This is a genomic window from Vibrio sp. TMPB1044 (assembly GCF_030442075.1).
GTDB lineage: Bacteria > Pseudomonadota > Gammaproteobacteria > Enterobacterales > Vibrionaceae > Vibrio > Vibrio satsumensis.
On the sequence record NZ_JAUJED010000019.1, the window covers coordinates 125,668 to 150,708 of the forward strand.

Sequence of the window (25,041 nt, forward strand, 5' to 3'; positions counted from 1 at the left end):
GGTATTGTCATTCTACGTATTTTCAACATGAATGAATTATGAACGCTACTTTCATCCGCGATTAATACCACCTCCTGCATAGTACACCAATCAAAACAAACTATGACTCTTTAGAGGTTCTTATGAAAAACGTACTTATTGCTACTACACTGGTTCTGGCTTCAGGCTTAGCAACAGCAAACACTTTACCAGCAACGGGCGGATTTAATGGCCCGACGGCTAGCGCTCCTGTTACGGTTGCTCAAGTCCTAGAAGCAAGAGATGATACCCAAGTTCAGGTGACGGGTAACATTGTGCACTCTTTGGGAGATGACGAGTACAAGTTTACTGATGGCAAAAACACAATTGTGATCGAAGTAGAGGATGAAGCTTGGGCTGGTTTGACGATTGCTCCAAATGACAAGATAACGATTGTTGGCAACGTTGAAAAAGATAACTGGGAAGAGGCCACAATTGAAGTTGATAGAATTACAATTGGTAGCTAAATCGAGTAAATGCAGTAGTAACTGAAGCGATAACTTAAACTTCAAAGGAGCTCATTGTGGCTCCTTTAAAGTTTTAGAACTATGACAAATAGAGAACATGTATTTACTTTGTATTCTTGCTCATAGCTCATGACACATAGCTAAGTGCTATAACCGTCCAACATTAATTCAGTAAACAGTCACGTTCTCTAATAAAGCTAGATTATTAGGTAATAGACTGAATTTCTGCTGTACCAACCCATTTTTGTGTTGGGGAGCAAATATAACGGTGACTCATTTTGGGGAAAACGGTGAGAGCAGGAGCTAACTCATTGACGCAAAAAGTATCTGCTCCATTGGTTGTCAGCATGAAATGGCTCATGTTGAGATTACTCGGCAGAGAGACTCAAAAAGCAGTCGTTAGAGAGCGTTGTAACTCTCTCTGCTCACTCGTTTACTATCTAGGCTGGTGGCCAGTCTTCTTCGCAAGCTCTTGCATAGCCTCGGCAAACGTTGTTGTCCCGCTTTTAGCTTTAACCTGTACCACCTTATACCCCAGATTTTCCAGCGCTTGGCGCTCTGCTAAAACAGCTTTATCATCTGGCTGACTGCCCTGTACTGGCTGATGAATGTAACACCCCTCGAGTTGACCATCTTCGACCAGTTGGTGGTGTTTTAATGCATTGATATCAAAATTCATAGTAAGTCTTTTCGTTTAAAATGGAGAGTCTCTGTGGCAAAGGCCGCAAGTCTTCAGAATTCTATGTTTTGTACCATACGGCATTTTAACCATAAGAAGCTAGTGTAAATACAGTAATTCAAAGGAATGCGACCTTTAAAAGGGCTGTGTAGGTTGAGCTATAGAGAGCGTTTTAGTCTAATAGCCGATTAAGTATCTTGTTTTTTTGCTGCCTCGAAATACCATCTTCATTATTTTCGCACAGAAAACGGATGTGACTACAATGCCACTGCAGATTCCTATGTAGAGAGTAATGTTAAAATCGCTTTTTAAGGTGCCACCAAAATATTTAGCGTCTGCGATTTCGAGGATCAGTAGCAACCACGGGTGGATGAAAAAAATCGCAAAGCTTGTATCTGAAATGGTGTCTAAATATTTGGATTTAAAACTCAATTTTTCAAGAGCTCCATACAGTAAAAAGATGAGGGCAACCTTTTGAATAAAAACAACATCTATCCCATCGTATTCAAAAAATGGCTTGTGTGAATTACCATTGATACCAGTGTGATTTTGATAAATAGACAGCATGACAACGATAAATAGCAACAGAAGTAGTGTCTTATTATTTAAGCACTCAGTGACCTTCTCTTTATTCATACACACGCTAATCCCTATCAAATATATTGGCGTAAAATACACCAGAGACTGGAGTGGGTTAGTCCCTTCAACCGCTCGATGAACGAACAGAGACAGTATCGAAAGGAAACAAATAACCATAAGCTGTGACTTAGGCGCTAATTTGATAAAACGCATGTGCATAGGAGCAGATAAGAAGCACAAAAGAACAAAGGGGATATACCAATAGGCAGTGAGGAAGTGCCCTGTAAACAAATACTTTATTGCGGTGATGATGTCTGGATCTGACTGTTCGAACAATACACCATTGCGGTATGCACTTTCCGGGTCAACCATGTTCTCAATAGGATTAAAGTAACCCCAATTAAGGTAATAGAAAGCGAGGGTGGCGATACTTCCGAGAATTAAGTAAGGCACACCAACATTTTTAAATTTCCCAAGAACGAATTTACTGTAGCCATAGCGGCTGTAGAAGACGTGGTAAAACATATAACCTGATATAAAAACGAAGAGCGATGTACCTCCAGTTATTATGTTTTTTAGAATATTTCCAATCTCATCGGTGCTCGATAGTCCGTAAGTATACGAATGTCCCATGACGATTAGAACTATTGTAATTCCTCTAAAATTACTTATCGATTGTAGAAACATATAAACTTCCCGTTTGATTTTAGCGTCGATCTCCCTTTGATTTAACTATAGACCTGATTAAAAGTTATTCTTGCCATTTTAAGAGCATACACAATTGAGCTGCCTAATTTTTATTATGAAGTAGAGGTTTAAACTTTGTTATTGTGTCTTCAGGTGGTAAGAAGCTTTAAAAAGTAAATTTTGAAGCTTTATGCCGCTAGGTATTTGTTTTCTAAAAAGCATGGGGAACACAAGGGTAAAAGTAGCAACAAGATTAAAGCGAGATAATTTTAAAAATAGATAGCTTGGCAGTCGATAGAATGCGCCGAGAATGAAATTCTATTTAACCCGACCTTCTCACTGCGATTGTATTCATTGATAGAGTGGTTAAATCCATAGGCTGTTGAAGGGGCCATATATTGAGTTATGCCCTGTTGTGTAGCCGTTATCCCATCATGGCCGTGACCACAGATAACCTCACGTACGCGATATTTTCTCAGCACGTTCATCACATCGGCATCGTTTTCTAGACGGATGGCTTTCATCCAATCTGCACCGACTGGAATGAGAGGGTGGTGAACAACTACGATAGGGTTGTTGGCCTTTTTTAGCTGTTGTTTTAGCTGAGCCTTACCACGGTTATCAATACGCCCAGACCCGAGTGGATGCTGGTCATCGAGCGGCTTGAAGCTTGAGTCTAGGAACAAAACTTCTCGTCCACAGATAGTGGCTTTATCAGTGACGAAAATTGTCGATCCTTTTAACTCTGTACGCATTAGTGAAGAGTCATCATGGTTGCCGGCAATGGCGTAAATAGATTTATCGCTAATGTGTCGCCTAATGAACGCTTCTAATCGAACGTAGTCGCCGTGTTTTGGATTACAACATATGTCACCAGTCAGAAAGATGGTCTTACATTTTGTGTCTTCATTGACGTATTCCAGTGCTCGACGCAGGTTCTCATAGCTGGATTTATCTGAAAGGTGACAATCACTGATTTGGTATACGGTGTTCATTGTTATAGTCCGGTCATTCCATACACACCGTTTACGGTGAATTAAAAATGCCTGCAAATTGGCAGGCATTCATTGGTGTTAGTTAGCTTTTGATGCGGCGTGGTGTTCAATCATGAAGGCAATGGCTTCATCGCTTAAGCAAGATTTACTGACGTATTGGCGCTGTTTGCCGACATGAAGGATAAAGCCGAGATCGGTCTGCTCAAGCTGGTCGATGTCACTCCAAGCGATAGTGTTGGTCGCTTTATGGTTTTTATAACTCACACCGTTCGTGTCACCTTGAAAGACTATTTTGCTGCCAGCGCCAGAGCTGATTCTTTGTCGCCATAACCACCATGTTCTTTTACAGTACACACTGAACGCTTCAATGACACTCAAAACAATAAAGAACCAGCCAACGTAACCGTTAGGTAATAGTTCAAACTCCAGTAGAACCACACCAAAAATTAGAAACAGTATGCCTTTCAAATAGGCTTTGGGAAATTGAGTCGGAAGGCTAGTTTGATCATAACACTCTGCGAAAAACGTTTTGTCGAGGGTGTATTCTGTGGTGAAACCGGGATCTTTAGACATGTCTGGCTACTTTAATGTTTTCTGTGAATGGGTTTACTAAGCTGCGTTCTTGCAACGTTAGTATTGTATCGCTTCTCATGGCTTATCTTTAGCTATTTTGGTTATCTTTTGTAAATCGATAATACCAATGGATGTACTTTCGCCATCGCTAACTTGCTGCTTAAACAGGTACTAAATGATGTTCATAAAGGCGATACTGAATTAGCAAAGCAGTGATTGAAGTCGTTTTGTTTAGAGCTAATGAAAAAGCCTGTAGCGAGACTTCAGGCAAAAACACATAGCGACCAGGTCGCGGTGGAGTTTGTGTGTCATCTATTGCACTTAATTCTGGCTGATTCCTCAATTGTTAAAACTGCTGCTCTATTTTTTTGAACAACAAGTAGAGGTTTTCTATAGTTAAAGCAGTAAAGAATAATACTAGGGCAGTACTGAATTCATCATAAATTTTTTCCACTTCTGAGCCACTGACGTTCATTTGTTAGGTTAGGCTTCTTACTTGATCTAATTCATCGCTGCCTCTTTCTGGAGGATTGCTGATGCTTTTGGTCTTCAAATCGACACTTCGTTATTGTGTAACTTTAGTCATATTTCTTTGTGCTTTGTTCAGCGCTTTATCGTCGGCTTCTTCTCTGAAAGTTGGTGTCTATCCGTGTCCTCCATTTGTGATTAGTTCGATGGAAAATGAATGGAACGGCCTGAGTATTGAACTTTGGGAGAGAATTGCAAAAGAAATGGACGTTGAGTACACGATAGAAAACCACCGCTTGGATGACTTACTCAATGCGATTGAAACCGAGCAAATCGACATCGGCGTGTCTTGCATTTCAATCACGCCAGAGCGAGAGATTTTTGCTGATTTTTCCCATTCCTTTTACGAAACTCACCTTGCCATTGCAGTGAAGAAGCAGGGTTATCTTCATACCTTACACGCTATATTCTTGAACCCTGCACTGTGGATTATCATTGGAGTCATCGTGATGATCTCAGGAGTGATTGGAGCGTTTTTCTACTTATTGGAGCATGGAGAGAACGAAAAGCTTTACTCGATGAAAAGCCGGACTGGCCGTTGGCTAGAAAGCTTCATACTGGGTTTACTTTTCATCACTCGAGGTCCATTCAATTACTTTGAGTTTAAGAGCCTAACTGGACGAATTGCCACGGTGTTTATTGGCGTATTTAGTATGCTTTTTATCGCCAGTATTACTGCTGTGTTAGCCAGTAAACTGACTCTAAGCCAAGGCTCTTCCCATATCAAAGGTGTGAATGATCTTGCGGGTGTGGAGGTGGGTGCCAAAGTTGCCACGACGTCTTCTCTGATGCTCACAAGTTTCGGTATTCGACACAAGAGTTACATTGATATGCCAAGGCTATTAGCAGCTTTAGAGGATGGCGAGGTTGAAGCGATTGTCGCTGATGATGTGGTGCTCAAATACATGATTGGTAATGGTAGGGTAGGCGGGCAATTTGAGGATTTAGAGGTGCTGCCTTATCAGTTAGAAAAGCAAAATTATGGCTTTATCATCACTGAAAACAACCAGTACGAAGAAGAGATAAACCGAGCACTATTGAAAATTCGTGAGTCACGGAAGTGGCGCAAAATACTGGTCGAATACTTTGCGGATAAGTAGTTTAAGTAAATTAGATACACCAGGGCTTCTAAGCTCTTTCTGCTAGAGTTGCTCAGAACCAGCGGCTTTATTTTTCTTGAAGTACTTGAATACTGTCCAAACCAGATAAGCCGCAACACCGACAATAAGTGCCGAACGAATTAAGATAGGAGCATCATGCTCAAGCTGGCCTACATGCGGCACAATACTGGCAAACAATCGACTTGTGAAAAGCAACCCCATTACTAACATTACAATTTTATTCATGTGACTTGCCATTCTATTAGGTGCGTTACACAGAACAAGCTTTGGGCATTTGACACTATCAATGCGACCAAGAACGGTTCTGCTCGGAAACAAAAGCATGCGCTTCTCAAGAATAGTCGTCAATGCAATATCCGCTTAAAACCAGTAAGCTAAAGTTTCGTTTTTGGAAGAGGTTTGTTCTGCCGGATACAGCTATAAAGCGAAGCGTATATGAGTGGAAATGGGTTTAAAATATTTATGTCAGTGTCTCTTAGATTACCAGCGAATTGAAAGCAGGAATTGATTGACGAAAAAGTTATTATCTTTGAAGTATACAACTTATTTGAAATTATCAACTTCAAAGATAACATTGCTCATGAGTTCATGATTATTCGGAATTTATCTCGTCGAATATATTTTTTCCACAATAGATAAGTCCATGCAAAAAATGAGGTTATGATCAAGGTTGGTATACATTATACCAACTTCACCAGTGTTGAAATCAACAGACTTTGCGACATCTTCTTGAAAGTTATCAATGACTAATTGTAATAAGCAATCCTTATCTAATACATTCATAAGTTTCCTTTGATATGTTTTGATACTAGTTGCATAGTAAAGGATAGATTGTGTTCATAATCAAGGTGATTTTGATAATCTTTTAATTTAGTGATTTTTATAAATTTTAATAGTCTCATTTCATAATGAGAGCCTAAATAAATACTAATTGATAATTAATACCATTTTGGGACTGATTTCATTAATCTTACAAGGATCGAGTTCAGGGTAACAGGTAAATAATCTCAAGTTTGTCGAAATATCAAGGTTAAAATAAAAAAATTTATTTTATTGCTATATTAGAGCTTAATTATACATAGATGCTGCTTTCTTAGTGATAAAGTTTGTGAGCAAGGTAGCGTGTAGGTAAATACGCTTCACTCTTGCAGGGGGAGATGTTTAACGCCCCCTGCTTTACTTTTCATAAGCTAGTCTTATCTAACATCATTATGAAATTGATGGCATTGATATTGGTGGTGTTAGTCTTGCTGAGTGAAAATTTCGTTGACTCAATAGCGAATTGCCGTTGAGTCAATGAGGTGAGCAGCAAGTGCCTTTACTTTCAGCACCGTGTGATATGGATGGCCACACAACAAGTTGATTGTTATCTAGTTTAAACAGGGAAGCATTTTATGGTAGAGCAAGAGTATGATTACCCAGAGTCGTACAATTTAATTTCAGTGACAGACCCTTCAAGCAAGATCAAGTACGCAAGCCCACACTTTAACGAAGTAGCAGGCTACAAAGAAGGAGAGCTAATAGGTGAATATCACAATGTAGTTCGTCACGGTGATATGCCTAAAGCCGCATTTAAAGACTTATGGGGTCATATTCAGTTAGGAAATAACTGGATGGGTATGGTAAAAAACCAACGAAAAGGTGGTGGCTATTACTGGGTTGATGCTTTTGCTTCTCCGTTAAAAGAAAACAACGAGATTGTTGAATATCAGTCGGTTCGGTTTAAACCAAAAAGAGAATATGTTGAACGAGCAGAAAAAGCGTATAGAATTTTAAATAAAGGAAAAACACCACTCAAACTCATATTACCCAAAACAAGGCTTTGGCAGCGTCAAACTTTTATATCCTTATTATTAATAGGAGTTGTTTATGCACTCCATATTACCCAATTTCTAACTGTACTACAAAGTTTCTCATTGCTCTTTTTCGGAGGGACTGTGTCAATTTATATTCTCACGCGTCGTTTGGAGAGTATTTGTAAAATAGCGAAAAGTGAATTCGATAATCCCCTAATGGAGCATATTTATTTTGGTAAGGTGGATGATCTCTCCGAAATTGCTTTAGGAATGAAGGTGCGGAAACAATATGCGAAAGCGTTATTAGGCAGAATACGAATTTCGGTGAGTGATTCATGTGAATTAACTCTAATGCAGGCGAATAAAACAGCTGAGTCGAACGCAACGGTGTCTGAAAATCTTGAAAGTCAGAAAACAGAAATTGATATGGCAGCGACAGCTATTAATGAAATGCAGGCGGCTTCAAGTGAAATCTCTCAAAATGCACAAGGGACTCTAGATTCCACCTTTAGCACCCAACAAGAACTATTATCTTGTCAGAACGAACTAAACCAAGTAGAAGAAAACTTTGTCGAGTTGACTAATGAATTAGACAACATATCGACAATATCGCTGTCTGTAGAGAGAGAGACACAGCAAATAAGCTCCGTTATTGAGATGATTAACGCGATTGCAGACCAAACTAACTTGTTAGCCCTCAATGCCGCGATAGAAGCTGCACGAGCGGGCGACTCTGGAAGAGGGTTCTCGGTAGTGGCGGATGAAGTACGAGTGCTAGCTCAAAAAACACAGGAAGCAACTACAGAGATTCAAGCGGTTATTGAAAAGCTATGCACAGGCAGTGGTCAGTCAGTAACGGCCGTTAATAATGGCACTGAAAAAGCGAAACGCACTCAAACAACGATTAAATCGACTCTAGAAAGCCTCACTTTGTTGAGTGAAAAGGTACAGGGAGTGGTTGATAGGAATAACCAGATCGCCGTCGCTATTGAAGAGCAAGTGAATGTCTCAGAAGAGATTAACCAGAATATTCTTTCCATCCATAGTAAAGCTGAAGCTTCACACGAACTAATGGAAGACAGTAAAAAGCAGTATGAACAAAGTGTACTTAGCTTGAATGAGTTAAGAAAAGGAGTGGCTCGATTTTAAACTCATAGAGTGAGTGACTCGCTACTTTGATGAGAGGCTAAACTGTGAATTCAGATTTGAACTAGCTTTAGCTTTGCTCGCAAATATAAAACCTCGCAATTGCGAGGTTTTATATTTTTGTTCGGTTGAGCTTACTTGGATGGGGCATCTTAACAGCCAGATCAGATGCCGGGTTAAGTCACTGCGCTAAATTAACTGGCCGTCGCTAGTTCAATTGTTGGTACTACATATGAAGGGTTGGGCGTGACGGCTCATTTCGTTCTTCAGATCTTGTTCATACTGATCTAGCCAGGCATAACGTTCGCGATACAACTTACGCTTTTGACGTTTTAGAGCTTCAAGATCTTTCCTGTTCGGGTTTGTCGGGATACGATAAAAATAGTCATCATGCAGCTGTCCATCGTGCTCTTCCCACAGACTGTTGTATTTAAGGCTGATGTCTTTGTTTTTCTTACCGTAGCGTAATGAGTTCGACACATGACCAGATTCTTTTACCGCATAGATATTGTCGATACCCAAGTTAATAGCGAGCAGTCGTAGTGTTTCTACCATGAAGGATTTAGGCCTTAAACCGTAAAAAGCTTTGGTGAATGTGCGGCTAAATCCATTGTCATTGGCGCCACCCTGTATACCGCCGATGTAGATGTTGTTGTCGAAAACAGTAAACGAAATGGTATACATTTTTTCGAGTTGAGAATTGGTCAATGAAACTGTGAGTTCACCCTCTTTTCTCGCGTTTCTTTCAAAGCTGAGATTAACTAGATAAACGTTGTCATCTATCTCAAGTTTTAAAAGATTGAGCCTTTCGTTATAGATTTGGTGTCTAGCTTCTGTTGCGAAGGTGTTTTCAAACCAGTCGTAGTGTTTGGATAAGATATCGATCTTTTCTTTATTGCTAAAGCCAGTACATAAGTAGGGAGTGACAAATTTAGAAAGGAAGTTGGGTTGTTTGATAAATAATAACTTTCTCTCTTCAGAGTTGAAATTATCACTCATTTTTCGAGTAGCTGAATAATAAAACAGGGCTCGAATAGTAAACTTAACTATCGCTTTGTACTTACCCTTATTTTTATGGGTATTTGCTTCAATCCCCATGCGAACGACATTCATAATCACCTCAAAGAAGAAGGATTGCGCGAACACAGTCGTGTCATGAACCCTTCCAATAATCTCACCAATAACAAGAAAATGATGATAGTGAAAAAGGTGATTTGGGTAAGTATGGATATGTATAGCTATGTAACTCAATCAGTTACTTAGCGTTCAGATTTTGGGCAGATGTGTTTGTCGCTTTAGTGGGAAGGGGTATGGGTATCAATGTTATTTATTGGAGGCGCTTGCTCCTAAATCAAAAATGCCACTACAAATATGCAGTGGCATTAGAACGATAACAAACTATCACTTTGCTTAAACCTAAACTTTAGTTCTTATATAAACTATAGTACTTACATAAACTAAAGCTCTAACAGTTTGGCCAGTTCACGCTCTTCGAGAAGCTCTTCAATGCGTTGACGAGTCTTAGGCGTTTCGGCTTGCGCTTTAGTCGACTTACCTGCTTTTTTGCTTCGGCTCGTTTTCGCTTTTTCCTTAGTCGTCATCGTAACCTTCCTTGTGTTTTCTGTGTTACAGGTTGCACGTCTCTTTTAGTGCCTTGCCCGCTTTAAATGCTGGCGTCTTTGATGCAGCAATCTGAATCTCTTCTCCGGTTCGCGGGTTACGACCAGTGCGAGCTGCTCGAGAGTTAACTTTAAAGCTACCAAATCCAAGGATCGATACGTCATCACCGTTAGCAAGCGAAGTAGAGATCCCTTCAACTAGCGCATTTAGTGCTGTGCCTGCTTGGTCTTTTGAGATGTCTGCAGAAGTCGCGATGTGTTCAACTAATTGAGATTTGTTCATAATCTATATTCCTTATTGAGTACGGCTGGCGTCTACCTTTAGCACCTAGCTTATGCGATCTTATCAACAGCAACTGAAATAATGTCAGTGATTGGGTAGAGCTTTGTAAAGTAACCAACAGAATTGACTATAAAAGCATCTGTCGGTTCAATCAATGCAATTCATTGATTATTATTGGTTTATAGACATGTTGCCCAAATTTACGTGAGAAAAGAGCATTAGGGTTGCCCGATCGATTCATAATCCAAATTGAGGCTGTCATCTATCACGTTGACAAACGAAACTGCAAAAACAAAGAAGCCCAGCTTAATTGCTGGGCTTCTTTGTTGTGCAGTCAGAGCGATTTGTTAATTCAGAACTATTTAGTAATAAAAATTTGTTCTGTTTCTAGTGATGTCATCGTGCGAATTTGACGCCAAATGTAGTAGAAAATACCTAACATCATCAGCATGCTTGGGATAGCGATTGCTGGGTAGCTGTAAAGTGTCAGCTTGCCAAGTTCTTCATTAAAGGCAGCGGTGCCAGCAGGGCTTGTCACAATCCAAGTCGCTAGGAAGTAGTTCATAGCTGAAGAAAATGCGAAAGTACTCGCGAATAGGTAGTTGGATGTCATTAGGCAACGATCAAACTGAGCCTGCTTACCAAACTGCTTCAAGCGCTCTTCTATAAGAGAGATATTTAACAGAGCTGGCGTGAAGATAACTTTTTGGATAAACGGATAGCGAGTGAACGTTGAGCCAAGTACCGCTAAACCAATTAGACCAGGAATTAATGCTTCTTTTAGTGCTAACCAACGAGTGTCTAGTTCGAAGAAACCAATACCGCCGGTTAATAGCACGCTGACAAAGCCGAGCGCAGCGATGAAGTTGAACTTCTTATTGCGGATTAACTCCATGCCACCATAAGCAATAGGGAAGGCAAGGGCAACAAGCAAAGCTAAGCCCGTTCCTAGGTGCTCATCTCCGCTGAATTTCATTAAGATGAATGAAGGAAGAAGGACGTTAAAGACGACTTCGAAAAGAGGACTCGATTTTTTATTTTCTGTACTACTCATAATTTCTAAATACATTATGTTATGGATTTATTCTCAGGGATTGTTGTTTACCTCGCCCAAGATGTAAAGCCTTAAGGTATCATGCAGTGTAACGACATGTGACATCAACGACATCTATGAGCCTATTTTACGTTCGATTCAGGACTTTACTTGTCCTATTTATCAGCCTCTTAGCAGCTTAATATCATGGTGTCGCAGCTGCGCTATATTCGAGATACTATTTTTTTAAGCAGATGGATCATCTCTTTTCGTTCATCCGGCTCTAGTATGTTAAATAAATATTGAAAGAACGACGGCTACTTGGGGCGGGTCGTTGTTCAATCAAACCAAGACGTTCGAGCTTATTCAAGGCTCGAGTTGTAGTCGAGTTTTCTACCTTGGATTTCTGAGCTATTGCTCGTTGAGTTATTCCTTCCTGTTCCCATAAACACATCAAGGTGGGGCAAAGCGCGACAGTTAATCCATGTTTTTTAAGCTCAAAGTCAAATCTCTTTGCTGTGCTGTTTGCGATTCCATGGATCAACCAACAAGCGGTGTGCTCGCTATCAAGTATTTTAGTCATTGATTCATTCCGGTGTACCAAATTACACCTATTTTTATTTACGCTAATGCAACCAGAGTAACGGTAAGCATTGCAGCTAAAGTAAGTACGGACAACGCTCGCCATTGCGAAACAAATGCTACGCGGCCATCAAATTGCATTCGTGTTTGAAAACCAGTGACCATTGCCCAAGTTAATGGCTTTGAACGTAATTTGTAGAATAGAACGGCAAAGATGTGTATAGCAACCAGAGCCGATAGCACTTTTACCATGGCTAGGTGGATGTTTTCTAGCAAGGTAAAAACTGAATCATTCAACCAGATACTTGCATAGGGTAAGTGATCAAGAAGGCCAGCTAAGGCTAAGCCAGAAATACATTGAATGAATAAAGCTGATAGTAGCGTCACAACCATCCAACCCCCAGCAGGGTTGTGACCAGGTTTAGCACTTTCTTTTCCTAGTAAATAGTGAACCACTGATTTTGGGGATCGCAAAAATTGTCTGAATTGGCTCGTTTCGCTACCAACCCATCCCCAAATTAATCGCCAGATAATTAAGGTAATCAGTGCTAGCCCTAGTTGAACGTGGGGACCATTGCCTGAAATGCCAGACGCCATTAACCCGATGAAAAGCGCTGCTTGAGCCCAGTGGTATAGGCGAGTTGATAGATCCCAAATTTTCATAACGTCATTCTCTCTGTTGTATTTATTTACTTAGCATCAATTTGATTTGCACTAATTTACACAACAATAGTTGCGCACGCAACTATTGTTGTGTAAATTAGGATCATCAAAGCAAGACACTACATAGAAACGAACTATTGAAACTAGACAACAAAAGCTAAACTTAGCGGAGAGAGATATGAACAAGATAATGACGGGCCTACTGTGTACTACAACAGTTCTACTCAGTACCTATGCTACCGCTGAACAAGGCGATGATTTACCCGATTACTCAAACCAAATTGAACAGCGTCAACACGCATTTACGCAAATCGAAACTTTAGTAGAGAAAGCCAGCGACACTTTAGATGGCAATGATACGAATTGGCAGACACTAGAAGAAACGAGCTTAGAGCTAACGAGTCACAGCCAATCATTGCTGACGTTATTTCCGAAAGGCAGTCACGAGGGGAGTAAAGCAAAAGAGAGTGTTTGGAGGCAACCTGAAAAATTCCATCGTCTGTTAACACAAATGGACCAGGGGTTTCAGGAGCTTTTCCAAGGCAGTCAACAAGGTGATGTATCGCTTGCGGAATCAGGATTAGAAGCAGCACAAGATACTTGCAAGAGCTGTCATCGCTCATACCGCTCACGTTGGTAACACAGGTTAAACCGCTCAATTAACTTAATCGAATTAAGCTAACCAAACACATTTATTCGTCTAAGCCTTATTAGCGATTGGCTTTTCTCGTAGGTAACACCCCAAAAAACAGGCTGATAAATATAAAGCGTGCTGTATAAATAATCGATGGTTCAATAGTCTACTCATTAAAAATATCTGTTTTTATAGGCCAGTAATTTAAAGAATTTCAGCAATCTAAGTATTCGAGTATAAATATTGACTTGAGAGGAAGTGAAGATTCTATTTAGTTAGATTTGAGATAAATAAAAAGGACTGAACGTCATACGTTTAGTCCTTTTTGTTTTGAGGTTTACAGCATGCCGAGAAAATAGAGCGCAATCAATAAGTGCTGCAGCCAAAAGGTTGCCTGATCTCATTTGGCGTAGAGGGGGATGATATTTACTCGATGAATGTGCCCCTATACGTGCCCTCGTTCACATATATCAATAATTCAATTCGTTAGCCGGTTTCTTAATTTATTTTAAGGCGTAAAATATATCGCGCTTGCAAGCCGTTTTGGCAACAAACTTGTTGCCACGGACTTTTATTTCCAAATTATAGGTTTCCTATGTTCAAGAAACTCTCGCTTAAAAATAAGCTGGCGATTTCAGCCAGTATGGCCATTATCCTGGGGGGGATTTTGGTTGAGGCACTGTCTTTTCGTGCTTCATTGCAACGACTAGATATTGAAGTTGAACAGCGTTTAGAGGGCGCATCGGCTTCTTACAATCAATATGTATCGGATTGGATCTTATCCAAAGAACGTGCGCTGACTTCTTTGTCGCAAGAGTCTAAGCAAGAAAGCTTGGTGACTCACCTAAAACAGGTTCGTGATTCTGCCTCTTTTGATAATGTCTTCTTGGCATTTCCTGATGGTTCGCAAAAGAACGCGAACGGAGTAGTACTGCCGCCGGGCAATGATGATCCTCGTTTGTGGGGCTGGTATACCAATGCGGTTGCCAATCCAAGTAAGGTTTTCATGGATAACCCTACGGTTGCAGCGGCAACGGGAGCGAATGTAGTGTCTCTGGGCACTGCAATGCAACTGCATGGCCAACAGGTAGTATTGGGCGCGGATGTTGAAATTACCGACATTCTAAATAGCCTTGAAAAAGTAATCCTTCCGGGTGAAGGTTACATGTTCATCGCGACCAATAAAGGTACGGTCTACACGCATGCTGACACTAAGTTGTTGAACAAGGATATCAGTTCACTTGGTTTGAATTTTTCAGATGTGCAAAAGGCATTGGTAAGCGGTAAGGACATCTCTATTGAGTTGAAAGGTACCGACTATGTGCTATATGCGCGCGCAATTGATGGAACCAATCTAATTACGATTAGCGTGGTGAATCATGACTCTTTAGTGGCGCCACTCTTTGACGCTGTTATCGGGCAAGTGTTGGTGACATTGCTAGTGGTTGTGGTTTGTACGGTACTATTTAACTTACTTTGTACCATTCTATTCCGTCCACTAAATCATGTGTCTCAAGCTCTGGCGCAAATCGCTAACGGTAGTGGTGATTTAACTCAACGTATTCATGTTGAAAATCAAGACGAAGTAGGCGAGTTGGCTCATAACTTTAATACCTTTGTGGGCAGCTTACAGCTGTTGATTGGTCATATTCGTGGGCAGTCAGAGCAGTTAAATAGCCAGTCAGAGCAAAGTGCTCAACGTGCGAACCGTTCTGTGGACGAGCTTAACCACCAACAGCAAGAAATCACTATGGTTGCAACGGCAGTCACTGAAATGGCGAGTGCAACGCAAGAGATCGCATCGCATGCAGAGCAAACGGCAAAAGCAGCGCAAGACTCAGCGGCGAGCACCAACAGCGGTCATGCACTGGTTGTCGACACTAAAGGTTCCATTAACAACCTAGCGAATGAAGTGAACGAAGCGGGTAGTGTAATTAGCGATCTGAATAAACACGCTCAAGAAATCTCGACCGTATTAGCCACTATTCAAGGCATTGCGGAGCAAACGAACTTGCTTGCTTTGAATGCCGCTATTGAAGCCGCTCGTGCTGGTGAACAAGGTCGTGGTTTTGCCGTAGTAGCTGATGAAGTTCGTGTGCTTTCTCAACGCACTCACTCTTCAACGGAAGAGATCAAGGCTACGATCGATGTTCTACAGCGCACAACAGCACAAGCCGTTGAACTGATGGAAACAAGCTCTAAGCTAGCACTACATTCTGTAGAAGATGCAGACCGAGCTTCTCTCGCGCTAGAAGAGATCAATACGTCTGTTGCCTTGATTAGCGACATGGCGACTCAAATTGCGACTGCAGCAGAAGAGCAAACACACGTGACGGGTGAAATTACCCAAAACATTACGACCATTAAAGATGTCACTGACCACTTGGTTGTGGGCGCACAGGACAGCTTAACTGAGTCAAACGAACTTAAAAGCCAAGCCGCTGGTTTAAGTGACAAAGTGGCTACTTTTAAGCTTGCTTAAGCGTCTAATGGACTGATGCCTGATCAGTCTGCTTGCGTTAAGCAATAAGCCAAAGCGACGTACATTACGTCGCTTTTTTTGTATTTGTTAGTAATAGAACTCTTTATCAATCTGTTTCTGAGAACTCTTTCAGCGCACTTATTGCTGCATCAGCTTTGTGCTTCTGGACGAAGATATGATCGTGATAATAACCTGCAATCACATTGGCACTTATGCCGTACGAGCCTAGTTTAGTCGCAAAGGCGGCTGTTAGCCCCACGGCTTCTAGGCTCGAGTGTACCGATAAAGTGATCATGCTAAACACACCGTCGAAACTTAACTGCGCTTGAGTCGCAACTTCTTTTGTTAGTACTAAAGTTAACCCTTCTTTTTCTCGAAAGGTCGCCATCGGATTGAGGTGGGCATAGTCGGCTAGTCCTCCCTCTACCGTACAAAAAACATAATCACCTTCAATGAGATCAGGTGACATGGACTTTAACAGAATGTCTAAATCGGTAATGGCGGTCATCGTTTTCCCTGCGCAATCGCGTTGTTTTATGGTGTTGGGTAATGTAGCCAAGATAGAGATAAGCTGTCGGCGAGTACAATTAATAATATTTATTCACTATAAGTACGACTAATCGTATGTGATTTTGATGCTGCATTTTTTAGTTTTTTCGGGATTTTTGGTGTGTGATATGTCAACAAAGAAGATCATTTCTCTTACATGCACCATTTTTAACCAACCATTCGACTTTTGTTAAAATTAGAGCTTTTGATCAAATTATATAAAATGTGATTGCATAAGCTTTTCAAAATAGTTTGTTCCAACTCGAAGTTCTTAGTGTGAGGGATGTAAATTAATAAGCAATCTCATTCGTACTGTCTTAGGTTGAATTTGTAACACTGTTGCTTCACGTATTGAGCGTATAACGCTAGCTGTCTGCATTTTCGTGTTTGTCGTAGGTAACAACCAACAAACCTAAAATATCAAGGAACAAGCTATGTTAAAGAAAGTATTAAGTTGTTGTATTACAGCCACATTTGGTATTTATTCCGCATCAAGTTTGGCTCAAGGTTCGGTTTTAAATTCGACTGAAAACTCACAACAACCTATTGCTCCACTGATGTTGGCTTCATCAGATGATGCGATCACCGAACGCTATATTGTTGTATTGAAACAACCTCAGATGCTAATGAATGATGCGGTTGGATTACAGCAGTTCACTCAACAAACGGTGGGTCAGATGGCCAATTCGTTTTCAATCAAAACAGACGATGTTTTTGATAGTTCCATTATTGGCTTTGTGGCAAATCTAGACGCACTTCAATTAAAGCAACTCAGACGTGACTCTCGCGTTGAATACATTGAACAAGACCAAATACTCAGTATCGATCCTGTTGTTTCAAATGAAGCCGTCCAAAGTAACGCGATTTGGGGTTTGGACCGAATAGACCAGAGAAGTCTTCCTTTGGATCGAAACTATAATGCCAATTTTGATGGTTCTGGCGTAACGGCTTACGTGATTGATACGGGCGTTAATAATAATCATGAGGAATTCGGCGGTCGCTCGGTTTCTGGCTATGATTTCGTAGATAACGATGCTGATTCGAGTGACTGTAATGGGCATGGTACCCACGTTGCAGGAACGATTGGCGGCAGCCAGTACGGTGTGGCTAAAAACGTTAACATTGTTGGGGTAAGAGTACTTAGCTGTTCGGGTTCAGGAACTACATCTGGCGTGATATCTGGTGTGGATTGGGTAGCGCAAAATGCATCAGGGCCTTCAGTCGCCAATATGAGTTTAGGTGGCGGGCGTTCAACTGCATTGGATAGCGCGGTACAAGGTGCAATTCAATCCGGAGTGAGCTTTATGTTGGCGGCGGGTAACTCAAATGCCGATGCGTGTAATTCATCGCCGGCTCGTGTACCAAGTGGTGTGACGGTGGGCTCAACAACCAGCTCTGATTCGCGTTCAAGTTTCTCGAACCGGGGCAGCTGTGTTGATCTATTCGCACCGGGATCTCAAATCAAGTCTGCTTGGTATGATGGCGGCTATAAAACGATTAGCGGAACTTCCATGGCGACACCACATGTTGCCGGCGTTGCTGCCTTGTATTTACAAGAAAACAACGGCTTAACACCGCTTCAGCTTGCAGGGTTACTGAACTCAAGAGCCTCGGAGAATAAGGTTTCTGACACAAGAGGAACCACCAATAAACTGCTGTATAGTTTGACTGATAGTGGTTGTGAACCGGATTGCGGTGGTCCAACACCTGGACCAGATCCAGATGGAAAACTAGTTTCTGGCGTGCCGGTTAATGGACTGAGTGGCAGCCGAGGACAAAAGGACTACTTCTACATGGACTTAGAACAGGGCCAACAGCTGACAGTGGTCACCATTGGTGGCACAGGCGATGCGGATCTGTATCTACGTTTCGGGGATAAACCAACGCTTAGTGCGTGGGACTGCCGACCTTACCGATCGGGCAACAGCGAGACGTGTACGGTGAATGTCACCCAAAGCGGCAGATACCACGTTATGTTGAATGCATACTCGGCTTACAGTGGTTTGACGCTCCAAGCAAACTTTTAAGTTTAGGTTTTAATGATGGTTTCAAAAGTTACTTACTAGTTTGGTAAGTTTAGAAGCCAGATAGCCAAAGCCCACCTCGTTGTGGGCTTTTTTGGTTTGTAGCAGGCAACAAAAGGATATGGCGTTGTTTTCTTAGATTGATAAGCAGGAATTCACGCTACTTAAACGAACTTTCGACTACGTCTCAGAAAAACCTGAAGTTTGTATGCTAGATTTAGTAGTGATACACAACTGGAGATATCGATGATCTGGCTTTCGGTGAAAGTACTACAGATTGGACTTGTCTACGGATACAGGAAGTATCAACAAACAAAAAGAGCTCCAGTGTAGGGGCTCTTTTCTTTTTCGAATAAACCGGTTTTATTTTGCGTGGTACGGAAAGAAAAATCGGTTCTGTCCGGTTTAATAACGAGTAGCTAATTGACTCTCCATTAATATCTCTTAACCGATAAGCGAAAGTATGTTGAAAATTGAACCCATTACACCTCACATTGGCGCTCGTATTCATGGATTAAATCTTTCGGATTGCAGTGAGAGTGAACTAGATGATGTGTACCAGGCTCTTGTTACTTATCAAGTCATTTTCTTGGATGAGCAAAGCCTCTCGCCTGAACAACACTTAGCGCTTGCAAAACGGTTTGGAGAGCTTGAACCCGCTCATCCTTTCTTCCCACGTGTAGAACAAGTACCGCAAGTCAGTGTGATAGAAACCACTCGAGGCAATGCGCCAATGGAGAGTTATTGGCATACCGATTTAACCTGGCGCAAATTGCCATCGAAAGCCTCTCTATTACATGCTCAATATATACCGGATGTCGGTGGCGACACGATTTGGTGTTCGATGACTGCAGTGTTCGATTCATTAGATGAAAGCATGAAAGATAAGCTAAGAGGCTTATCGGCAACGCATTCATTAGTCGCGTTTGAAGGTATTGAATCGGATCAAATCGAGCTAGATTGGCATAAGTCACTGCTGAAAACCGCGCAAGAAAATCCGCCTGTGGTGCATCCCTTAGTACAAGTTCATCCAGAAACGGGCAAAGAGACGCTATATATCAACGAGCAATTTACCCGTTACATCAATGAGCTTGAGCGTGAAGAAAGTGATTCGCTACTTAGCCAGCTGTTTGAAATTGCACGACAACCAGAATATCAAGTGCGTTTCAAATGGAACAAGGGCTCAATGGCGATATGGGACAACAGAGTCACTCAACATTATGCTGTGATTGATTACGGTGATACACCACGGAAAATGCATCGAGTAACAGTGACATAACGGTAAGCTGAGCACAGTTATCAAAGGAACACCGTGCATGCCCATCCCTTGAACCAAACTCTCGTACTTAAATTTAAGTGTCGGCAGGGTGCATTATTTATCTACGCTTAAAAATAAAAACAAATGCGTTGGTACATATTTGATTGAAACCTCACTGCTCGGAGGTGATGTGTAATATAATTGGCGCCAAAATATAAGTATAAAAACTAAATCATAGAATTAATAAACGTCAGGGCTTAGAGAACAAAGTATTTCGTATGAACGCGATTCGTAAAGTTTACCAATACGCAGAACCGAATCTAACCCTCGTGGGTTGGATGGGCCTTGTCGGCTTTCCAATTTACTACATTGTGTGGGAGTTTTTGTTTCCACAACCCTACGAAAACTTAGCGCTTCGCTTGTTTTGCTCGGTATTGTTCTTTGGCATTATATTTCGCAATCGTGTCCCATTTGAATGGCGAAAGTACCTCCCGGCTTATTATCAAGTCGCTGTAACTATCTGTTTGCCAGGTTTCTTTTTCTACATGCTGCTGATGAACAATTGGTCCAACGTTTGGGTCATGTCTTTTATGTCGGCCATATTCCTGCATATCTTGTTGGTACACGTGACTAAAGTCATGTTCGCTCAAACCTTTGCCGGAATCGGAATTGCGACGTTTTGTGCATGGGTGGCACAAGGCTTCTACCTCGAACTCACAATGGATTGGACGCACGTGCCAATCTTTTTGTTTATCTACTTATTCGGCAACTTATTCTACTTCCGCAATCAGGTGGAACATGAGAACAAGGTATCATTGGCGAAATCTTTTGGGGCTGGCATTGCCCATGAGATGCGAAACCCTCTAAGTGGTTTACTGACCTCTATTGATGTTATGCAATCCATATTACCGAACCCTAAAAGTGGTGATCACAAAGGGCAATATGCTTTAAGCAGTGAAGAAGTTATACAGTTGCGTGAAGTGGGCGATGAAGCGATGGAGATCATTCATTCCGGTAACGAAACGATAGATCTGTTACTGACTTCAATCGATGAAAACCGAGTATCTCGTTCTACGTTTAAGAAGCATTCAGCGCAAATGGTGGTTAAGGATGCCATAGACAGCTTTAACTACAAGCGTTCAGCCGATAAGTCTGCGATATCTTTGGATGTACAAAGCGACTTTGACTTCTTGGGCAGTGATACCCTGTTGAAGTACGTCATGTATAACTTGTTCAAGAACGCATTCCATCATCGCAGCCCAGAAGATTTTCATATTCATGTCTCGATGTGCAGTGATGAAGTGACCAATCAAATAATGGTCACCGATAACGGTGCGGGTATTTCAAGCGATTTAATTCGACGCATTTTCCAAGATTTTTACACCACGGGCCAATCGGGTAATTACGGACTGGGTTTGCCATTTTGTAAGAAGGTGATGCGTTCGTTTGGTGGTGAGATTAAATGTCAGTCGGAAGTGGAACAATGGACTCAGTTTACGATGACGTTCCCATCTTTGGCTTCAAATACAGTGAAAGAGATTAAGAGTGATCTCACTAAGCTGAAGACTGTGTTGATGGTAAGCGACCAGAAGATTCTGACCAGTAAAATGACCGAGATATCGCGTTTTATGGGCTTCGACCTCGCCATCTTAGATGTCGCATCCGCCCTAAAAAATAAGGAATACCAGTTCGAATTCGATCTGATTTTTGTTGATATGGAGAGCTTGGACTTACGAGCCAGTTGCCTAGAAAGGATTGAGTCACTGCTTTCGTTCACTGAAGCGCGAATCATCTACTTGTATGAGCATCATCCTATTAAGCGTGTACGTAACGTTTCTTTCGAGCCTATTTGGGTGGAAACGCAAGTTTGGCTGCTGAATACTAAAGCGACCATCGACCGCTTACTTTTCGATTCCAATTACGTGATGCCAGCAGCGCCTACAAAACCGCTAGAGGCCGCGAATAAGCGGACGATTATGGTGGTGGATGACAACGAATCTTTGCGCCGCTTTACTGCGATGTTACTGGAAAAGCAGGGTTTTGATGTTGTGCAGAAAGAAGATGGCCAACAAGCATTAGACGCGTTGGATAGCGACGAGATCGACTTGATTCTCATGGATATCGAAATGCCCATCATGGATGGTGTGGAAGCTTCTCGCCGAATTCGAGGTGCTAATAAAGCGTACTCTTCGGTGCCAATCATTGCTCACACAGGTGATAGTTCCCCCGTCACTTTGGAGAAAATGGAATCGTCAGGCATGTCAGACTTTATCGTCAAACCGGCAGATAAAAACCGACTGTTCGATAAGATTGCTCACTGGATTTAGTGAATGCCATAGGTTGAAGCACACGACCATTTTGTCAGCGAACACAAGCACAAGAAAGAGCTCAGCGAAATGCTGGGCTCTTTTTGTTTCGCGACATGATAGTGTCCATTCCGTCCTGCCGTTTTGTTGGTTATAGAATTGGTGTGTACAGAGTTATACGAACTCTAACTCCGGATGATTGTACGCTTCGTGACAAACCGTGAGCACATGGTCAATGTCTCTTGGTGTCATGTCGGCATTCACTGAAAAACGGATGATGTTTTTATTCTTGCCCGTAGCGGGGCGGCAGAACACAGCACCGAACACATCACGCTGTTCTAGGAAGTCACGCACACGTTCAGTGTTTCTTTCATTGCCGCACTCTAGCGCTACAATTTGAGACTCACTGCGGATGTTAAAGCCAATCCGCTTGAGGCCTGTAGTCAGCGATTTAGCCCGATTGAATAAGGCTTCTCGTTTGTCTTCCGCACCTTTGATCACCTCCAACGTTTTCTCTAAACGAACTACCTCTTGTGGTAACACCGTCGAGCTAAAAATCGCAGGGTACGCCACAAACGGCAAGGTTCTAGATAGTTGTTTAGGGCCAAGGATTGCACCTGCACGATAAGCAAAGGTTTTTGCCAAGCTAACGGTGATGAAGTCGACTTGGTTGGTGAGCCCTAACGCTTGAACTAAGCCTGCACCATTTTCCCCATGTGTTCCCAGTGAATGCGATTCATCAACAACGACTGCACAATCAAATTCCTGCGCCATTTCGTAGATGTCGCGTAGTGGGGCGATGGTGCCAATTGTGCTATAAACCGAATCGATCACAATAACGCCTGAACCGTGGCGTTCAAGCTGCTTGCGTAAATGACTCATATTGTTATGCATAAATGGATGGGCTATTGCACCAGCCGCGCGAATGCCTTCCCACAGCGACATGTGTGCAAAAAAGTCGATATACACTGGCGTATCTGGCGGACAGATAGTTTGAAGTAACCCAATATTTGCCGCCCAGCCAGATTGAGAAAGCAAACAGCTCTCCATTCCAACATAGCTTGCGAGTTCGGTTTCAAACGCAGATTTAGATTCTTCGTCTTGTAAGAAAATCGCAGACATCACCACGTTGTCATCGTGTTCACTGATTGCCGCTTGGTGAGCTTGTTGGATCTGCTTGTTATGTGACAGGGCTAGGTAATCGTTGCTCTGCATGACAACAGCGTTGCACGGTGGACGTTTACCCAAAACCAAGTGTTTCTGGCTTTCATTCTGGGTAATCAGGTCTTGAATATAGAAGTTCAAGCGTTCTTCAATAAAGGAAGGTAATGGTTTTTTTTTGGTTTTATCACTCATAATAGTTCTCTTCAAATACAGGATAACGCCAGCGCTGACGGCTGTATATTGACGACAAAAAGTGATGTGTCATTAGCTGAGTTGCATAATTTTGTGGGTGCTTGCAAACTCAGCATTTAAGGGTTTTGAGGTAAGTGGATTTCCTTACGGTTCAGGGGCTTTAACCGAATCAAGATAGGAATAATAGCCTTATTTTTTATGACAAAAGGCTATTAAAATTCGGCGTTCGAATGGCTATGAAAAGTCTATTCTGAAAAGTTACGGCCTGTTAGCTGTGAATGTGGATAAGCTCAATTAAAGCATCTAATTGTTGCTTAGCTTCACCGTCTAACGAATACCCAATATTGATGCGTAAGCAGTTGCTGTAGAGATCGAGAGTGCTGAATAGATGTCCAAGCCTAATATCAATGTTCTGGTCGGAAACTGCTTGAGCGAAAAGTGGTTGGTTCAAATTTGGGATTTGCAGCCAAAGTACCATGCCACCTTGTGGGTTACTTATCTTCACGTCTTGAGGGAGGTGTTGGGCTAAATAATTAAGGTATTGCTGGCGCAACGAAAGGATTTGAGAGCGTCTTCTTCGAACGTGTTTTGCGTATTGGCCAGATTCGATAAAGTCAGCAACCGCGAGTTGAGTCGGTAAGGCAACGCCATAGCTCGCGGCAGAAAACTGCGCTTTGTATTCATTAATATACCTTCCCGGTAAGCACCAACCTAAACGGTAGCTCGGTGATAGGCTTTTCGATACCGAACCGCACCACAGTACATAGCCGCCTTTGTCATAGTATTTCGCTGGCAGTGGTGTGTGTGATGAGTAAGAGAGCTCTAGATACACATCATCCTCAATGATCGGCACTTGGTAATCATTAGCTAACTCGGCAAGTTTTTGTTTTTGATTAGCTGACATATTGATCCCTTGAGGGTTCATATGAGAGGTACAGAAGATCGCGGCGTCCACTCGTTTGTTCTTCAAATGAGTTTCCAGTTGTTGTAAGTCGACACCGTCATTGAGAGATGGGATCTCGATGATCTGGCGTGACATCTTTCCGAGCAATTCCAGAATACCGTTGAAACAAGGTGAGCTAATAGCGATGGTGTCGCCTTGTTTAGTGCACGATTCAAGTGCAGCCTTAATCGCCGACATACAACCAGCCGTGATCACCATCTCTTCAGGTGAAAAGTGCACATCGAGCTTGGCAAAGTGAGTGGATAATGCTTGTCGCAACATCGGCTCACCTTGTGTATCTGGGTAATGGTTGAGTCTGCTTCCCATCCGTTTGGTTGAACGGCGGAAACTGCGTTCTAGCTCAACAATCGATTGTTCATCATTGGTGGTGCTCGAAACCCCTAAAGGCCCATTGATTGAGTTGTGAGCCGATGACGTTTCTTTAACTCTGGAAACCTTACTCTCAAACTGTGCCCACTCAGGCGTTGAATGAATAGGCTTGTGAGGCGAGACAAAATACCCAGCTTGCGGTCGCGAGTGTATCCAACCCTGCGATTCTAATTCTTGGTAACAGCTCACCACGGTCGACATGCTGATGGCCTGCTGCTTAGCCAATTGACGAAGTGAAGGCATGCGTCCGCCTTCCGGTCTTTTACCTGTTTCTATTTCATCGATAAACTGATTGGCTAGCTTTCTGTAGATGCTCATTATCACGACCGT

General features: G+C 42.1%; 21 protein-coding genes and 1 pseudogene. 8 read left to right on the forward strand and 14 right to left on the reverse strand.

What is annotated here, in order from left to right:
* Window positions 1-122: 122 nt before the first annotated feature.
* Entirely contained in the window at window positions 123-485 is a 363-nt protein-coding gene (locus QQ041_RS12495; protein ID WP_285954073.1) for a NirD/YgiW/YdeI family stress tolerance protein, read from the forward strand.
* Between the two features lie 436 nt (window positions 486-921).
* On the opposite strand, the gene QQ041_RS12500 is transcribed toward QQ041_RS12495, so the two are convergent.
* From QQ041_RS12500 to QQ041_RS12515, 4 genes are all read right to left on the reverse strand, one after another.
* Window positions 922-1,164, reverse strand: coding sequence for a hypothetical protein (locus QQ041_RS12500; protein WP_285954074.1), 243 nt, complete (start codon window positions 1,162-1,164; stop codon window positions 922-924).
* A 177-nt stretch (window positions 1,165-1,341) separates the two neighbouring features.
* On the reverse strand, window positions 1,342-2,430 hold the full coding sequence (locus QQ041_RS12505; RefSeq protein WP_285954075.1) for an acyltransferase: 1,089 nt from the start codon (window positions 2,428-2,430) through the stop codon (window positions 1,342-1,344).
* A 269-nt stretch (window positions 2,431-2,699) separates the two neighbouring features.
* Window positions 2,700-3,425 (reverse strand): metallophosphoesterase, encoded by a 726-nt coding sequence (locus QQ041_RS12510; RefSeq protein WP_285954076.1) that lies wholly within the window; start codon window positions 3,423-3,425, stop codon window positions 2,700-2,702.
* 78 nt (window positions 3,426-3,503) lie between these two features.
* Window positions 3,504-3,998: a YcxB family protein gene (locus QQ041_RS12515; protein WP_146491259.1), complete on the reverse strand. Its 495-nt coding sequence runs from the start codon at window positions 3,996-3,998 to the stop codon at window positions 3,504-3,506.
* A 536-nt stretch (window positions 3,999-4,534) separates the two neighbouring features.
* Between QQ041_RS12515 and QQ041_RS12520 the strand changes: the two genes are divergently transcribed.
* A complete protein-coding gene (locus QQ041_RS12520; protein ID WP_285954077.1) occupies window positions 4,535-5,626 on the forward strand; it encodes a transporter substrate-binding domain-containing protein in 1,092 nt (363 codons plus the stop codon).
* A 42-nt stretch (window positions 5,627-5,668) separates the two neighbouring features.
* On the opposite strand, the gene QQ041_RS12525 is transcribed toward QQ041_RS12520, so the two are convergent.
* The gene (locus tag QQ041_RS12525; RefSeq protein WP_102530138.1) at window positions 5,669-5,872 is read right to left on the reverse strand and encodes a hypothetical protein; all 204 of its coding nucleotides are present in this window, start codon (window positions 5,870-5,872) and stop codon (window positions 5,669-5,671) included.
* A 1,169-nt stretch (window positions 5,873-7,041) separates the two neighbouring features.
* Here QQ041_RS12525 and QQ041_RS12530 point away from each other — a divergent pair.
* Complete coding sequence (locus QQ041_RS12530) at window positions 7,042-8,592, forward strand: PAS domain-containing methyl-accepting chemotaxis protein (protein WP_146491256.1); 1,551 nt, start codon at window positions 7,042-7,044, stop codon at window positions 8,590-8,592.
* Window positions 8,593-8,802: 210 nt separating this feature from the next.
* Here the strand turns inward: QQ041_RS12530 and QQ041_RS12535 are convergent, their stop codons facing one another.
* From QQ041_RS12535 to QQ041_RS12560, 6 genes and pseudogenes are all read right to left on the reverse strand, one after another.
* On the reverse strand, window positions 8,803-9,702 hold the full coding sequence (locus tag QQ041_RS12535; RefSeq protein WP_285954078.1) for a VirK/YbjX family protein: 900 nt from the start codon (window positions 9,700-9,702) through the stop codon (window positions 8,803-8,805).
* Window positions 9,703-10,046: 344 nt separating this feature from the next.
* The gene (locus QQ041_RS12540; RefSeq protein ID WP_017059112.1) at window positions 10,047-10,190 is read right to left on the reverse strand and encodes a hypothetical protein; all 144 of its coding nucleotides are present in this window, start codon (window positions 10,188-10,190) and stop codon (window positions 10,047-10,049) included.
* Between the two features lie 25 nt (window positions 10,191-10,215).
* The gene (locus QQ041_RS12545) at window positions 10,216-10,491 is read right to left on the reverse strand and encodes an HU family DNA-binding protein (RefSeq protein ID WP_017059113.1); all 276 of its coding nucleotides are present in this window, start codon (window positions 10,489-10,491) and stop codon (window positions 10,216-10,218) included.
* 358 nt (window positions 10,492-10,849) lie between these two features.
* Window positions 10,850-11,545 (reverse strand): VC0807 family protein, encoded by a 696-nt coding sequence (locus QQ041_RS12550; protein ID WP_285954079.1) that lies wholly within the window; start codon window positions 11,543-11,545, stop codon window positions 10,850-10,852.
* A gap of 203 nt (window positions 11,546-11,748) precedes the next feature.
* A pseudogene (locus QQ041_RS12555) lies at window positions 11,749-12,107 on the reverse strand (MarR family winged helix-turn-helix transcriptional regulator).
* A gap of 38 nt (window positions 12,108-12,145) precedes the next feature.
* Window positions 12,146-12,769, reverse strand: a complete 624-nt coding sequence (locus QQ041_RS12560; protein WP_285954080.1) for a cytochrome b/b6 domain-containing protein — start codon at window positions 12,767-12,769, stop codon at window positions 12,146-12,148.
* A 178-nt stretch (window positions 12,770-12,947) separates the two neighbouring features.
* Between QQ041_RS12560 and QQ041_RS12565 the strand changes: the two genes are divergently transcribed.
* Together QQ041_RS12565 and QQ041_RS12570 are read left to right on the forward strand one after the other, a co-directional pair.
* The gene (locus QQ041_RS12565; RefSeq protein WP_285954081.1) at window positions 12,948-13,409 is read left to right on the forward strand and encodes a cytochrome c; all 462 of its coding nucleotides are present in this window, start codon (window positions 12,948-12,950) and stop codon (window positions 13,407-13,409) included.
* A gap of 589 nt (window positions 13,410-13,998) precedes the next feature.
* Entirely contained in the window at window positions 13,999-15,885 is a 1,887-nt protein-coding gene (locus tag QQ041_RS12570; RefSeq protein ID WP_285954082.1) for a methyl-accepting chemotaxis protein, read from the forward strand.
* Between the two features lie 106 nt (window positions 15,886-15,991).
* Here the strand turns inward: QQ041_RS12570 and QQ041_RS12575 are convergent, their stop codons facing one another.
* A complete protein-coding gene (locus QQ041_RS12575; protein WP_285954083.1) occupies window positions 15,992-16,393 on the reverse strand; it encodes an ACT domain-containing protein in 402 nt (133 codons plus the stop codon).
* A 475-nt stretch (window positions 16,394-16,868) separates the two neighbouring features.
* Between QQ041_RS12575 and QQ041_RS12580 the strand changes: the two genes are divergently transcribed.
* From QQ041_RS12580 to QQ041_RS12590, 3 genes are all read left to right on the forward strand, one after another.
* Window positions 16,869-18,461, forward strand: a complete 1,593-nt coding sequence (locus QQ041_RS12580) for a S8 family peptidase (protein WP_285954084.1) — start codon at window positions 16,869-16,871, stop codon at window positions 18,459-18,461.
* A gap of 460 nt (window positions 18,462-18,921) precedes the next feature.
* Entirely contained in the window at window positions 18,922-19,737 is an 816-nt protein-coding gene (locus tag QQ041_RS12585) for a TauD/TfdA family dioxygenase (RefSeq protein WP_285954085.1), read from the forward strand.
* Window positions 19,738-19,994: 257 nt separating this feature from the next.
* Window positions 19,995-22,043 carry a response regulator gene (locus QQ041_RS12590; RefSeq protein WP_285954086.1) on the forward strand — a complete coding sequence of 683 codons (2,049 nt, stop codon included), beginning with the start codon at window positions 19,995-19,997 and terminating at the stop codon, window positions 22,041-22,043.
* A 153-nt stretch (window positions 22,044-22,196) separates the two neighbouring features.
* Here QQ041_RS12590 and cqsA read toward each other — a convergent pair whose 3' ends face one another.
* Window positions 22,197-23,378 (reverse strand): alpha-hydroxyketone-type quorum-sensing autoinducer synthase, encoded by a 1,182-nt coding sequence (gene cqsA / locus QQ041_RS12595; RefSeq protein WP_285954087.1) that lies wholly within the window; start codon window positions 23,376-23,378, stop codon window positions 22,197-22,199.
* A gap of 268 nt (window positions 23,379-23,646) precedes the next feature.
* The gene (locus QQ041_RS12600; RefSeq protein WP_285954088.1) at window positions 23,647-25,029 is read right to left on the reverse strand and encodes a PLP-dependent aminotransferase family protein; all 1,383 of its coding nucleotides are present in this window, start codon (window positions 25,027-25,029) and stop codon (window positions 23,647-23,649) included.
* Window positions 25,030-25,041 lie beyond the last annotated feature (12 nt).

Bases quoted from the DNA above. Each gene is read 5' to 3' on its own strand.
- QQ041_RS12560 (WP_285954080.1), bottom strand. From the start codon at position 12,769: ATGAAAATTTGGGATCTATCAACTCGCCTATACCACTGGGCTCAAGCA.
- QQ041_RS12590 (WP_285954086.1), top strand. From the start codon at position 19,995: ATGAACGCGATTCGTAAAGTTTACCAATACGCAGAACCGAATCTAACC.
- QQ041_RS12540 (WP_017059112.1), bottom strand. From the start codon at position 10,190: ATGACGACTAAGGAAAAAGCGAAAACGAGCCGAAGCAAAAAAGCAGGT.
- QQ041_RS12570 (WP_285954082.1), top strand. From the start codon at position 13,999: ATGTTCAAGAAACTCTCGCTTAAAAATAAGCTGGCGATTTCAGCCAGT.
- QQ041_RS12515 (WP_146491259.1), bottom strand. From the start codon at position 3,998: ATGTCTAAAGATCCCGGTTTCACCACAGAATACACCCTCGACAAAACG.
- QQ041_RS12505 (WP_285954075.1), bottom strand. From the start codon at position 2,430: ATGTTTCTACAATCGATAAGTAATTTTAGAGGAATTACAATAGTTCTA.
- QQ041_RS12585 (WP_285954085.1), top strand. From the start codon at position 18,922: ATGTTGAAAATTGAACCCATTACACCTCACATTGGCGCTCGTATTCAT.
- QQ041_RS12530 (WP_146491256.1), top strand. From the start codon at position 7,042: ATGGTAGAGCAAGAGTATGATTACCCAGAGTCGTACAATTTAATTTCA.
- QQ041_RS12510 (WP_285954076.1), bottom strand. From the start codon at position 3,425: ATGAACACCGTATACCAAATCAGTGATTGTCACCTTTCAGATAAATCC.
- cqsA (WP_285954087.1), bottom strand. From the start codon at position 23,378: ATGAGTGATAAAACCAAAAAAAAACCATTACCTTCCTTTATTGAAGAA.
- QQ041_RS12550 (WP_285954079.1), bottom strand. From the start codon at position 11,545: ATGAGTAGTACAGAAAATAAAAAATCGAGTCCTCTTTTCGAAGTCGTC.
- QQ041_RS12535 (WP_285954078.1), bottom strand. From the start codon at position 9,702: ATGAATGTCGTTCGCATGGGGATTGAAGCAAATACCCATAAAAATAAG.
- QQ041_RS12520 (WP_285954077.1), top strand. From the start codon at position 4,535: ATGCTTTTGGTCTTCAAATCGACACTTCGTTATTGTGTAACTTTAGTC.
- QQ041_RS12565 (WP_285954081.1), top strand. From the start codon at position 12,948: ATGAACAAGATAATGACGGGCCTACTGTGTACTACAACAGTTCTACTC.
- QQ041_RS12575 (WP_285954083.1), bottom strand. From the start codon at position 16,393: ATGACCGCCATTACCGATTTAGACATTCTGTTAAAGTCCATGTCACCT.
- QQ041_RS12525 (WP_102530138.1), bottom strand. From the start codon at position 5,872: ATGAATAAAATTGTAATGTTAGTAATGGGGTTGCTTTTCACAAGTCGA.
- QQ041_RS12580 (WP_285954084.1), top strand. From the start codon at position 16,869: ATGTTAAAGAAAGTATTAAGTTGTTGTATTACAGCCACATTTGGTATT.
- QQ041_RS12495 (WP_285954073.1), top strand. From the start codon at position 123: ATGAAAAACGTACTTATTGCTACTACACTGGTTCTGGCTTCAGGCTTA.
- QQ041_RS12500 (WP_285954074.1), bottom strand. From the start codon at position 1,164: ATGAATTTTGATATCAATGCATTAAAACACCACCAACTGGTCGAAGAT.
- QQ041_RS12600 (WP_285954088.1), bottom strand. From the start codon at position 25,029: ATGAGCATCTACAGAAAGCTAGCCAATCAGTTTATCGATGAAATAGAA.
- QQ041_RS12545 (WP_017059113.1), bottom strand. From the start codon at position 10,491: ATGAACAAATCTCAATTAGTTGAACACATCGCGACTTCTGCAGACATC.